Genomic DNA, 13,947 nt, shown 5'->3' with positions numbered 1-13,947 from the left:
CGCACCTCATTCTGGAGGAAGCGCCCGAGGAAGGTCTGCCGCGGCTTGTCGTGAGTGGTAATTCGGGTTCTAACCCGAATTACCACTCACGACCGGCTGTGGTGCCGATCGTGGTGTCGGCTCGCGGGGCACTGGCCGGTCAGGCCGGGCGGCTGGCCGCGTTCCTCCGCGAATCCGACGCGCCCCTGTCCGCCGTCGCCGGGGCGCTGGTCTCCGGCCGCTCCCGGTTCGATGACCGGGCCGTCGTGGTGGCGGGCAGCCGGGACGAGGCCGTGACCGGCTTGGAAGCGTTGGCTCGCGGGGAAAACACAGCCGCGGTCACCGGTCGGGTGGGTTCGCCGGGCAAGGTCGTGTGGGTGTTCCCGGGCCAGGGCTCGCAGTGGGTGGGCATGGGCCGGGAGCTGCTCGACGCGTCGCCGGTGTTCGCCGAGCGGATCGCCGAGTGCGCGGCCGCGCTGGAGCCGTGGATCGACTGGTCGCTGCTCGACGTCCTCCGTGGTGAGGGTGACCTTGAGCGGGTCGACGTGCTGCAGCCCGCGTGCTTTGCCGTGATGGTCGGCCTGGCCGCGGTGTGGTCCTCGGTCGGGGTGGTTCCCGATGCGGTCCTCGGCCATTCGCAGGGCGAGATCGCCGCCGCGTGCGTGTCGGGTGCGTTGTCGCTGGAGGACGCGGCGAAGGTGGTCGCGTTGCGCAGCCAGGCCATCGCGGCGAAGCTGGCCGGCCGCGGTGGGATGGCGTCGGTCGCGCTGAGCGAGAAAGACGCCGTCGCCCGCTTGGCGCCGTGGGCCGACCGGGTCGAGGTGGCCGCGGTCAACAGCCCGTCGTCGGTGGTGATCGCGGGTGATGCCGAAGCGCTCACCGAGGCCGTCGAAGCCCTCGGGGGACGGCGGGTGGCGGTGGACTACGCGTCCCACAGCCGGCACGTCGAGGACATCGAGGGCCCCCTGGCCGAGACTCTGGCCGGGATCACGGCGCAGGCACCGGTGGTGCCGTTCTATTCGACGGTCACTGGCGAGTGGGTGCAGGACGGCGTCCTGGACGGCGGCTACTGGTACCGGAACCTGCGCAACCAGGTCCGCTTCGGCCCGGCGGTGGAGACACTGATCGAGCAGGGGCATGGCGTGTTCGTCGAGGTCAGTGCCCACCCGGTGCTGGTGCAGCCGATCAGCGAACTCGCCGACGCCGTCGGGACACTGCGGCGGGACGACGGTGGCCTGCGGCGGCTCCTGACTTCGATGGCCGAGCTGTTCGTCCGTGGCGTCGACGTCGACTGGGCGACCCTCGTGCCGCCCGCGCGGGTGGATCTCCCGACGTACGCCTTCGACCACCGGCACTACTGGCTGCGGTACGTCGAGACCGCGACCGACGCGGCGGGCCCGGTGGTGCGGCTGCCCGGAACCGGCGGCCTGGTCTTCACCTCGCGGTGGTCCCTGAAGTCGCAGCCGTGGCTGGCCGAGCACGCCCTGGACGACATCATCGTCGTCCCCGGCGCGGCACTGGTCGAGCTGGCCATCCGGGCGGGCGACGAGGCCGGGACCCCGGTGCTGGACGAACTCGTCGTCGAGACACTGCCGGTCGTACCCGAGCGCGGCGCGATCCGGGTGCAGGTCACGGTGGGCGGACCGGACGAAACCGGTGGCCGCCCGCTCGAGGTGTACGCCCAGCCCGACGACGCCACCGACGAGTGGATACGGCACGCCACCGGCACGCTCTCGGCGGCGCAGTCGCCGAGCCCACGGCAGAACGGCGACGAGATCTTCGCGGAAGTCTCCTTGCCCGACGACGTGGACGCCGGCGCGTTCGGCATCCACCCCGCGCTCCTGCACACGGCCCTGGTCGGCGAAGACCTGTCACAGCCCATGGAATGGCGAGGCGTGACACTGCACGCCGAGGGTGCGTCGGCCCTGCGGGTCCGGCGGGGGCCCGGCGGTTCCCTGGAAGCGACCGACGGCGCCGGCAACCTGGTCGTCACGGCGAAGGAAGTGGTGCTGCGGCCGGTGTCCTTCGGACCGCCGAGCGCCACCCGGGACGCGCTGTTCCAGGTGAACTGGATCGAACTCCCCGGGAGTCCGCAGGCCGACGGCGACGCCGACGTGCTGGAGGTCCCCGGCGGCGACTCCCCGCTGACCGCCACCTCCCGGGTCCTGGAAAAGCTCCAGACCTGGCTGACCGAGCCCGAAACGGACCGCCTGGTCGTGGTGACGCGTGGTGCGGTGCCCGCCGGGGACACCCCGGTCACCGACCCGGCCGCCGCCGCGGTCTGGGGCCTGGTGCGGTCCGCGCAGGCGGAGAACCCGGACCGGATCGTCCTGCTCGACACCGACGGCGAAGTCCCGCTCGGCGCGGTGCTGGCCACCGGCGAACCGCAGGTCGCCGCGCGCGGTGCCGCCCTCTACGTCCCGCGTCTCGCTCGCGCCGACGCGGCCCCGCCGAAGAGTCCACAAGGGACGGTCCTCGTCTCCGGTGCCGGTGTGCTCGGCGAGATCGTGGCCCGGCACCTGGTCACCCACCACGGCGTGCGGAACCTGGTCCTGGCCAGCCGCCGCGGGCTCGACGCCGACGGCGCGAAAGACCTCGTCACCGACCTCACCGGAGAAGGCGCGGAGGTGTCCGTCGTCGCCTGCGACCTCGCCGATCGCGGCCAGGTGGCCGCCCTCCTGGCCGAACACCGCCCGGCGAGCGTCATCCACACCGCGGGCGTCCTGGACGACGGCGTCATCGGGACACTGACCCCGGACCGGCTGGCCAAGGTGTTCGCCCCCAAGGTCGACGCCGTCCGCCACCTCGACGAGCTCACCCGCGACCGGGACCTCGACGCGTTCGTCGTCTTCTCCTCCGGCTCCGGCGTCTTCGGCTCGCCCGGCCAGGGCAACTACGCGGCCGCGAACGCCTACCTGGACGCGGCGATGGCGGCCCGCCGCGCGGCGGGCCTGCCCGGCCTGTCGCTGGCCTGGGGCCTGTGGGAACAGGCCACCGGCCTGACCGCCCACCTCGGCGGCACCGACCAGGCCCGGATGAGCCGCGGCGGCGTCCGCCCGATCACGGCCGAAGAGGGCATGGCCCTGTTCGACACGGCGCTGGGCGCGCAGCCCGCGTTGCTGGTGCCGGTCAAGCTCGACCTGCGCGAGGTGCGGGCCGGCGGTGCCGTGCCGCACCTGCTGCGCGGGCTGGTCCGGCCGAGGCGGCGGCAGGCACCAGTGGCGTCCACAGTGGACAACGACCTGCCGTCGAAGCTGGCCGGGCTGGCCGCGCCCGAGCAGGAGGCGCTGCTCGTCGACCTCGTGCGCGGCCAGGTCGCCGCCGTGCTCGGGCACGCCGGGCCGGACGCCGTCCGCGCCGACACCGCGTTCAAGGACGCCGGGTTCGACTCGCTCACCTCGGTCGACCTGCGCAACCGGCTGCGGGAGAGCACCGGGCTGAAGCTGCCCGCGACGCTCGCCTTCGACTACCCGACCCCGCTGGTCCTCGCCCGGCACCTGCGTGCCGAGCTCGGCGCCGGCGACGACGCGCTTTCGGCGGTGCACGCCCGGATCGAGGACGTCGAGGCGCTGCTCGGCGGGCTGGTGCTCGACGAATCCACGAAGACCGGACTGACGCTCCGGCTGCAGGGCCTGGTGGCCCGGTGCACCGGCGTGAGCGGGGAAGCGGACGGCGAAACGCTGGCGGACCGGCTCGACGCCGCGTCCGCCGACGAAGTCCTCGACTTCATCGACGAGGAGCTGGGCCTCGGCTGACCCCGGCCCGGGACCCACGCTCCAGCAAACCTTTGTGAGGACACAGGAATGGCCACGGACGAGAAACTCCTCAAGTACCTCAAGCGCGTCACGGCGGAGCTGCACAGCCTGCGCAAGCAGGGCGCCCGGCACGCCGACGAGCCGCTCGCCGTCGTCGGGACGGCCTGCCGGTTCCCCGGCGGGGTGGCCTCGCCCGAAGACCTGTGGCGGCTGGTGGCCGGCGGTGTCGACGCCCTCTCGGACTTCCCCGACGACCGGGGCTGGGACCTGGACGGCCTGTTCGACCCGGACCCGGACAATCCCGGGACGTCGTACACCAGCCAGGGCGGCTTCCTGCGCGGGGCCGGGCTGTTCGACGCGGGCCTGTTCGGCATCTCGCCGCGGGAGGCCCTGGTCATGGACCCGCAGCAGCGGGTGCTGCTGGAGACGTCCTGGGAGGCCCTGGAGGACGCCGGGGTCGACCCGCTTTCGCTGAAGGGCAGCGACGTCGGCGTGTTCTCCGGCGTCTTCACCCAGGGCTACGGCGCCGGGGCGATCACACCGGACCTGGAGGCGTTCGCGGGCATCGGGGCGGCGTCGAGCGTGGCCTCGGGCCGGGTGTCCTACGTCTTCGGGCTCGAAGGCCCGGCGGTCACCATCGACACCGCGTGCTCGTCTTCGCTGGTGGCCATCCACCTCGCCGCCCAGGCCCTGCGCGCGGGCGAGTGCTCGATGGCCCTGGCCGGCGGGGCGACGGTGATGCCGACGCCCGGCACGTTCGTCGCGTTCTCCCGGCAGCGGGTGCTGGCCGCGGACGGCCGGTCCAAGGCCTTCTCCTCGACCGCGGACGGCACCGGCTGGGCCGAGGGCGCCGGGGTGCTCGTCCTCGAACGGCTTTCGGTGGCGCAGGAACGCGGCCACCGGATTTTGGCCGTCATCCGCGGCAGTGCGGTCAACCAGGACGGCGCGTCCAACGGCCTGACCGCACCGAACGGGCCTTCGCAGCAGCGCGTGATCCGCAAGGCACTCGCCGGGGCCGGGCTGGTCGCGTCCGATGTGGACATCGTGGAGGCGCACGGGACGGGCACCGCGCTGGGCGACCCGATCGAAGCGCAGGCGCTGCTGGCGACCTACGGCCAGGGCCGCGAGCGGCCCGTGTACCTCGGCTCGGTCAAGTCGAACTTCGGGCACACGCAGGCGGCCGCCGGCGTCGCGGGCGTGCTCAAGATGGTGCAGGCGCTGCGGCACGGCGTCATGCCGCCGACCCTGCACGTGGCCGAGCCGACACCGGAGGTCGACTGGTCGGCCGGCGCGGTCGAGCTGCTGACCGAGCCGCGCGAGTGGCCCGCCGGGGACCGGCCGCGCCGGGCCGGGGTGTCCGCGTTCGGGATCAGCGGGACCAACGCGCACCTGATCCTGGAAGAGGCACCCCCGCAGCCCGTCGTGAGTGAAGATTCGGGTTCTAACCCTCTTTATCACTCACGACCGGTGCCGCTGGTCGTCTCGGCGGGGAGTCCGGCGTCCTTGGCCGCGCAGGCCGGGCGTCTCGCCGACGTCGTGGAGTCCGGCGTGTCGAGGGGGCAGCTGGCGAGTGCGCTGCTGTCGAGCCGGGCGCTGCTGGGCGACCGCGCGGTCGTCGTCGCGAGCACGGACGAGGACGCGGTGACCGGGCTGCGTGCGCTGGCGCGCGGGGAACGCGCGCCCGGCGTGGTGACCGGGTCGGCCCGGCCGGGCAAGGTCGCCTACGTCTTCCCCGGCCAGGGTTCGCAGCGGCTCGGCATGGGCCGGGCGCTCCACGGCCGGTACCCGGTGTTCGCGGCGGCGTTCGACGAGGCCTGCGAGCAGCTGGACACCTGCCTGGCCGGCCGGGCCGGGCACCGCGTGCGGGACGTCGTGCTGGGCGAGGTGCCCGCCGAAACCGGCCTGCTGGACCAGACGGTGTTCACCCAGGCCGGGCTGTTCGCGGTGGAGAGCGCGTTGTTCCGGCTCGCGGAGTCCTGGGGCGTCCGGCCGGACGTCGTGCTCGGCCACTCCGTCGGCGAGATCACCGCCGCGTACGCCGCGGGCGTGTTCTCGCTGCCGGACGCGGCCCGGATCGTCGCGGCGCGGGGCCGGCTGATGCAGGCACTGGAGCCGGGCGGGGCGATGGTCGCCGTCGCCGCCTCCGAAGCCGAAGCCGCCGAACTGCTCGGCGAGGGTGTCGAGCTCGCCGCCGTCAACGGCCCGTCGGCGGTGGTCCTCTCCGGCGACGAAGACGCGGTCCTCGCGGCCGCCGCCCGGATGCGCGAGCGCGGGCACAAGACCAAGCAGCTCAAGGTTTCGCACGCCTTCCACTCCGCGCGGATGGCACCGATGCTCGCCGAGTTCGCCGCCGAGCTGGCCGGCGTGACCTGGCACGAGCCGGAAATCCCGGTCGTCTCCAACGTGACCGGCCGGCTCGCCGAGCCCGGCGAACTGACCGAGCCGGGCTACTGGGCCGAGCACGTGCGGCGGCCGGTGCGGTTCGCCGAGGGCGTCGCGGCCGCGGCGGAGTCCGGTGCCGCCGTGTTCGTGGAGCTCGGGCCGGGCGCGGCGCTGACCGCCCTCGTCGAGGAGGCGGCCGAGGTCACCTGCGTCGCGGCGGTGCGGGACGACCGCCCGGAGGACACCGCGCTGATCGTCGCGGTCGCGGAGCTGTTCGTCCGCGGGGTGGACGTCGACTGGTCCGCCCTGCTGCCGCCGGTGACCGGGTTCGTCGACCTGCCCAAGTACGCCTTCGACCAGCTGAACTACTGGCTGCAGCCCGCCACGCGGGCCACGGACGCGGCTTCGCTCGGGCAGGTCGCGGCCGACCACCCGCTGCTGGGGGCCGTCGTGCTGCTCCCGCAGTCGGACGGCCTGGTGTTCACCTCGCGGCTGTCGCTGAAGTCGCACCCGTGGCTGGCCGACCACGTCATCGGCGGGGTGGTGCTCGTCGCCGGCACCGGGCTCGTCGAGCTGGCCGTCCGGGCCGGGGACGAGGCCGGCTGCTCGGTCCTCGAGGAACTCGTCATCGAAGCCCCGCTGGTCGTCCCCGGGCGCGGCGGGGTCCGGATCCAGGTCGTCGTGGGCCCGCCGGGGGAGACCGGCTCGCGCACGGTCGAGGTGTACTCCCTGCGCGAGGACGCCGGCGGGGAGGTCTGGGCCCGGCACGCCACCGGCCTCCTGGCGGCCACCCCGTCGGCGTCGGAACCGTTCGACTTCACCGCCTGGCCACCGCCCGGCGTCGAGCGCGTCGACGTCGGGGACTTCTACGACGGTCTCGTCGAGCGCGGGTATGCCTACGGGCCCTCGTTCCGGGGCCTGCGGGCGGTGTGGCGGCGGGGCGACGAGATCTTCGCCGAGGTCGCCCTCTCCGAGGACGACCGCGCGGACGCGGCCCGGTTCGGCATCCACCCCGGGCTGCTGGACGCGGCCCTGCACGCGGGGATGGCCGGGGCCGCCTCGACGGAAGAGCCCGGCCGGCCGGTGCTGCCGTTCGCTTGGAACGGCCTGGTGTTGCACGCGGCCGGGGCGTCGGCCTTGCGCGTCCGGCTCGCCCCGAGCGGCCCGGACGCCTTGTCGGTCGAAGCCGCGGACGAGGCCGGCGGGCTCGTCGTGACGGCGGATTCCCTGGTCTCCCGGCCGGTGTCGACCGAACAGCTGGACACCGCGGCCCACCGTGACGCGCTGTTCCGCCTGGAATGGACGGAGATTTCCCCGGCCGGGGACGCGCCCACGGACGACGTCGAGGTGCTCGAAGCCGTCGGCGAGGACCCCCTGGAACTGACCGGCCGCGTCCTGGAGGCCGTGCAGACCTGGCTCGCCGACGCACCCGACGACGCCCGCCTAGTCGTGGTGACCCGCGGCGCCGTCCGCGAGGTGACCGACCCCGCCGGTGCTGCCGTGTGGGGCCTCATCCGCGCCGCGCAGGCGGAGAACCCGGACCGGATCGTCCTGGTCGACACCGACGGCGACGTCCCGCTGGGCCGGGTGCTGGCCTCCGGCGAGCCCCAGGTCGCGGTCCGGGGCACTACGCTGGCCGCCCCGCGGCTCGCCCGCGCCGAGGCCGCGGAGGCACCGGCCGTGACCGGCGGGACGGTCCTGATCTCGGGCGCCGGCTCGCTCGGCGTGCTCACCGCCCGGCACCTGGTCGCCCGGCGCGGCGTCCGGCGGCTCGTGCTCGCGAGCCGCCGAGGGCCCGACGCCGAAGGCATGGCCGAGCTGACCGCGGAACTCACCGCCCAGGGCGCCGAAGTCTCCGTGGTCGCCTGCGACCTCGCCGACCGCGCCCAGGTCGAGGCGCTGCTGGCCGAGCATCGGCCGACCGCCGTCGTGCACACCGCGGGTGTCCTCGACGACGGCGTCTTCGACTCGCTGACGCGGGAGCGGCTGGCCAAGGTGTTCGCGCCCAAGGTCGACGCGGTCCGCCACCTCGACGAGCTCACCCGCGAGCTCGACCTCACCGCCTTCGTCGTGTTCTCGTCCGCGTCCGGGGTCTTCGGCTCGGCCGGGCAGGGCAACTACGGCGCCGCCAACGCCTACCTCGACGCCGTGGTCGCCAACCGCCGGGCCGCGGGCCTGCCCGGCACGGCGCTGGCCTGGGGCCTGTGGGAGCAGACCGACGGCATGACCGCCCACCTCGGCGGCGCCGACCAGGCGCGCGCGAGCCGCGGCGGTGTCCTGGCCATCTCGCCCGCCGAGGGCATGGAGCTGTTCGACGCAGCGCCGGAGGGGCTCGTCGTCCCGGTCAAGCTGGACCTGCGCACGACCCGGGCCGCCGGGACGGTGCCGCACCTGCTGCGCGGCCTGGTCCGCCCCGGCAGGCAGCAGGCGCGTCCGGCGTCCACTGTGGACTCCGGCGTGGCCGGGCGGCTCGCCGGGCTCGCCCCGGCCGAGCAGGAGGCACTGCTGCTCGACGTCGTCCGCACGCAGGTCGCGCTGGTGCTCGGGCACGCCGGGCCGGAGGCCGTCCGCGCGGACACGGCGTTCAAGGACACCGGGTTCGACTCGCTCACCTCGGTGGAGCTGCGCAACCGGCTGCGCGAGGCGACCGGGCTCAAGCTGCCCGCCACGCTGGTCTTCGACTACCCGACGCCGGTCGCGCTGGCCCGCTACCTGCGCGACGAACTCGGCGGCGGCGTGGCCACCACTCCGGCGGCGAAGACGACGGCCGCGGACGCCGGCGAGCCGATCGCCATCGTCGGCATGGCGTGCCGCCTGCCCGGCGGAGTCACCGATCCCGAAGGCCTCTGGCGCCTGGTGCGCGAGGGCCGCGAAGGCTTGTCTCCGTTCCCCGACGACCGCGGCTGGGACCTGGAGAACCTGTTCGACGACGACCCCGACACCACCTACACCAGCCAGGGCGGATTCCTCGAAGGCGCGGGCCTGTTCGACGCGGGCTTCTTCGGGATTTCCCCGCGTGAAGCCCTCGCCATGGACCCGCAGCAGCGGCTGCTGCTGGAGGCGTCCTGGGAAGCCCTCGAAGGGGCCGGCGTCGACCCGGGTTCGCTGAAGGGCGCCGACGTCGGCGTGTTCGCCGGCGTGTCCAACCAGGGCTACGGAATGGGCGCGGACCCGGCCGAACTGGAGGGCTACGCGAGCACCGCGGGCGCTTCGAGCGTCGTGTCGGGCCGGGTCTCCTACGTCTTCGGGTTCGAGGGCCCGGCGGTCACGATCGACACGGCGTGCTCGTCGTCGCTGGTCGCGATGCACCTGGCCGGGCAGGCGCTGCGGCAGGGCGAGTGCTCGATGGCACTGGCCGGCGGGGTCACGGTGATGGGGACGCCCGGCACCTTCGTCGAATTCGCGAAGCAGCGGGGCCTGGCCGGCGACGGCCGGTGCAAGGCCTACGCCGAAGGCGCGGACGGCACGAGCTGGGCCGAGGGCGTCGGTGTCGTCGTGCTGGAGCGGCTTTCGGTGGCGCGCGAGCGCGGGCACCGGATCCTGGCCGTGCTGAGCGGCAGCGCGGTGAACTCCGACGGCGCGTCCAACGGCCTGACCGCGCCCAACGGGCCGTCCCAGCAGCGGGTGATCCGCCGGGCCCTTGCCGGCGCCGGCCTGCAACCGTCCGATGTGGACATCGTCGAGGGCCACGGCACCGGGACGGCGCTGGGCGACCCGATCGAGGCGCAGGCGCTGCTGGCCACCTACGGCCAGGACCGGGAGACGCCGTTGTGGCTGGGTTCGGTGAAGTCGAACTTCGGGCACACGCAGTCGGCCGCGGGTGTCGCGGGCGTGATCAAGATGGTGCAGGCGCTGCGGCACGGCGTCATGCCGCCGACCCTGCACGTCGAAGAGCCCACCAGCCAGGTCGACTGGTCCGCGGGCGGGGTCTCGTTGTTGACCGAGGCCCGGGAGTGGCCGCGCAACGGCCGTCCTCGCCGGGCCGGGGTGTCCTCGTTCGGGATCAGCGGCACGAACGCCCACCTGATCGTCGAAGAGGCGCCGGACGAGCCACCGGCCGTCGGCGAGAAGCCGGCTGGCGTGGTGCCGCTGGTCGTGTCGGCCCGCAGTGCCGGCTCCCTGGCCGGGCAGGCGCGCCGGCTGGCCGCGTTCCTCGGGGACGAGCCCCTTTCCGGCGTCGCCGGTGCCCTGCCGGGCCGGGCCCGGTTCGGCGAACGCGCGGTCGTGGTGGCGGAGTCCGCCGACGAGGCCCGCGCCGGACTGGCCGCGCTCGCCCGGGGCGAGGACGAACTCGGCCTGGTCACCGGCCGGGCCGGGACACCGGGCAAGCTCGTCTGGGTCTTCCCCGGCCAGGGCTCGCAGTGGGTGGGCATGGGCCGGGAGCTGCTCGACGCGTCGCCGGTGTTCGCCGAGCGGATCGCCGAGTGCGCGGCCGCGCTGGAGCCGTGGATCGACTGGTCGCTGCTCGACGTCCTGCGCGGCGACGGTGACCTGGACCGGGTCGAGGTGCTGCAGCCCGCGAGCTGGGCGATGATGATCGGCCTGGCCGCAGTGTGGTCCTCGGTCGGCGTGGTCCCCGACGCGGTGCTCGGCCACTCCCAGGGCGAGATCGCCGCGGCCTGTGTGTCCGGGGCGTTGTCGCTCGAAGACGCGGCGAAGGTGGTCGCGCTGCGCAGCCAGGCCATCGCCGCGAAGCTCTCCGGCCGCGGCGGCATGGCCTCGGTCGCTTCGGGCGAAGCCGATGTGGTGCCGCGGCTGGTGGACGGGGTCGAGGTGGCCGCCGTCAACGGTCCGGGATCCGTGGTGATCGCGGGGGACGCCGAGGCCCTCGGCGAAACGCTGGAAGTGCTGTCCGGTGAGGGAATCCGGGTCCGGCGGGTCGCGGTGGACTACGCCTCGCACACCCGGCACGTCGAAGACCTCGAGGAGCCCCTGGCCGAAGCCCTCTCCGGGCTCGACGCCCGGGCGCCGCTGGTGCCGTTCCTCTCCACCCTGACCGGCGAGTGGATCACCGACGACGGTGTCGTGGACGGCGGCTACTGGTACCGGAACCTGCGCGGCCGGGTGCGGTTCGGCCCGGCCGTGGACACGCTGCTCGGACAGGGGCACGGCGTGTTCGTCGAGATCAGCGCCCACCCGGTGCTGGTCCAGCCGATCACCGAGCGCACCGACGAGACCGACACCGTCGTCACCGGTTCCCTCCGGCGGGACGACGGTGGCCTTCGCCGGCTGCTGACGTCGATGGCGGAACTGTTCGTCCGCGGCGTCGAAATCGGCTGGGCCACGCTGGTGCCGCCCGCCCGGGTGGACCTGCCGGCGTACGCCTTCGACCACGAGCACTACTGGCTCCGCGCCGCGGACTCCGCGTCCGACGCCGTCTCGCTGGGCCTGGCCGGGGCCGACCACCCGCTCCTCGGCGCTGTCGTGGCGCTGCCGCAGTCCGACGGCCTGGTCTGCACCTCGCGGCTGTCCCTGCGGACGCACCCCTGGCTGGCCGACCACGCGGTCCGGGACGTCGTGATCGTCCCCGGCACCGGGCTGGTCGAGCTGGCCGTGCGGGCCGGTGACGAAGCCGGCTGCTCGCTGCTCGACGAGCTGGTCATCGAGGCACCGCTGGTGGTGCCCCGCCGCGGCGGCGTCCGCGTCCAGGTCGCGCTCGGCGGTCCCGGCGAGGACGGCTCGCGCACGGTCGACATCCACTCCCTGCGCGAGGACGCGGACGGCTGGGTCCGGCACGCGACCGGCGTGCTGGCCCCGGACGACCGCCCGCGGGGCACCGCCGGCTTCGACTTCGCCGCCTGGCCGCCGCCCGACGCGAAGGCGGTGGACATCACCGGCGCCTACGACGTGCTCGCGGACGTCGGCTACGGCTACGGGCCCACCTTCCGGGCCGTGCGCGCGGTGTGGCGGCGCGGTGACGAAACCTTCGCCGAGATCACGCTGCCCGAGGGGACGGACGCGGCCGCGTTCGGCATCCACCCCGCGCTGCTGGACGCGGCCCTGCACTCGACCATGGTCAGCGTCGCGGCGGACACCGAGTCCTACGGCGACGAGGTGCGGCTGCCGTTCGCGTGGAACGGGCTGCGGCTGCACGCGGCCGGCGCCTCGATGCTGCGGGTGCGCGTGGCCAAGCCCGAACCGGACAGCCTGTCCCTCGAAGCCGTCGACGGAACCGGTGGCCTGGTCGTGACGCTGGAGTCCCTGGTCGGCCGCCCGGTGACGAACGACCAGCTGACGATGGCGGCGGACACCGGGGCACTGTTCCGGGTGGACTGGACCCGGCTGTCCTCTGTGGACACGACGCTGCCGGAGCCGTCCTGGGTACCGGCGGCGACCGCCGAGCAGGTGGCGACGCTGGCCGACGATGTGCTGACCGGCGCGGCCGAAGCACCGGCGGTGGCCGTCATGGACGCCGCCGGGGACGATCCGCTGGAACTCACCGTCCGGGTGCTGGACGTCGTCCAGTGCTGGCTGGCCGGCGGCGGCCTGGAGAGCACGAAGCTGGCGATCGTGACCCGGGGCGCGGTGCCCGCCGGCGACGGCGGGGTGACGGACCCGGCCGGGGCCGCGGTCTGGGGCCTGGTCCGCGCCGCGCAAGCGGAGAACCCGGACCGGATCATCCTCGTCGACACCGACGGCGAGCTGCCGTTGGGTGCGGTGCTGGCCACCGGCGAGCCGCAGCTCGCGGTGCGGGGCACGACCCTCCACGTCCCGCGGCTCACCCGCGCGGCGGCCAAGGACTCGGACGTGGACTTCGGCGAGACGGTGCTGATCACCGGCGGCACCGGGTCGCTCGGCGGCCTGGCCGCCCGGCACCTGGTCGAGCGGCACGGCGTGCGGAAGCTGGTCCTGGCGAGCCGGCGCGGTCTGGCCGCCGAAGGCGCGAAAGACCTGGTCACCGACCTCACCGCGCTCGGCGCGGAGGTCGCCGTGGCCGCCTGCGACGTCGCGGACCGGGACCAGGTGGCGGCCCTGCTGGCCGAGCACCGGCCGACCGCCGTGGTGCACACGGCCGGTATCGCCGACGCCGGGGTGATCGGGACGGTGACGCCGGACCGGCTGGCCGCGGTGTTCGCCCCCAAGGTCGATGCCGTGCGGCACCTCGACGAGCTGACCCGCGGCCTCGACCTCGACGCGTTCGTCGTCTACTCCTCGGTGTCCGCGGTGTTCATGGGCGCGGGCAGCGGCAGCTACGCCGCAGCCAACGCGTACCTGGACGGGCTGATGGCCCACCGGCGCGCGGCCGGCCTGCCGGGCCAGTCGCTCGCGTGGGGCCTGTGGGACCAGACCACTGGCGGCATGGCGGCCGGGACCGGCGAAGCCGGCCGGGCCCGGATGACCCGGCGCGGTGGGCTGGTCGCCATGAAACCCGCGGACGGCATGGATCTCTTCGACGCCGCCATCGGGGCGGGCGAGGCGCTGCTGGTGCCCGCCCGGCTCGACCTGCGGGGCCTGCGCGCCGAAGCGGCGGCCGGCACCGAAGTGCCGCACCTCCTGCGCGGCTTGGTCCGCGCCGGACGGCAGCAGGCCCGGCCGGCGTCCACTGTGGACGAGAACTGGGCCGGGCGGCTGGCCGGGCTCGGGCCGGACGAGCGGGCGAAGGTCGTCCTGGAACTGGTGCGCACGCAGGTGGCCGGGGTGCTCGGCTACCGCGCCGCCCACCAGGTCGACCCGGACCAGGGGCTGTTCGAGATCGGCTTCGACTCGCTCACCGCGATCGAGCTCCGCAACCGGCTGCGCGCCCGCACCGAACGGAAGATCGCGCCGAGCGTGGTCTTCGACCACCCGACACCGGCACTGCTCGCCGCGCACCTGACCGAACTGCTCTGAA

At 74.5% G+C, this 13,947-nt stretch carries 2 protein-coding genes; both read left to right on the top strand.

The genetic code is table 11. The features are described 5' to 3' along the window. Positions 1–3,734 (top strand): acyltransferase domain-containing protein (locus ACWED2_RS45650; protein ID WP_449696773.1); only part of this gene is annotated, 3,734 nt, incomplete at its 5' end. A gap of 48 nt (positions 3,735–3,782) precedes the next feature. Then, positions 3,783–13,946 (top strand): SDR family NAD(P)-dependent oxidoreductase, encoded by a 10,164-nt coding sequence (locus tag ACWED2_RS45645; protein WP_449696772.1) that lies wholly within the window; start codon positions 3,783–3,785, stop codon positions 13,944–13,946. Position 13,947 lies beyond the last annotated feature (1 nt).

It is taken from the genome of Amycolatopsis sp. NPDC005003, from assembly GCF_053600695.1.
The sequence above is the reverse complement of the archived record's forward strand: the minus strand, read 5'-3'. Positions and strand labels throughout refer to the sequence as shown.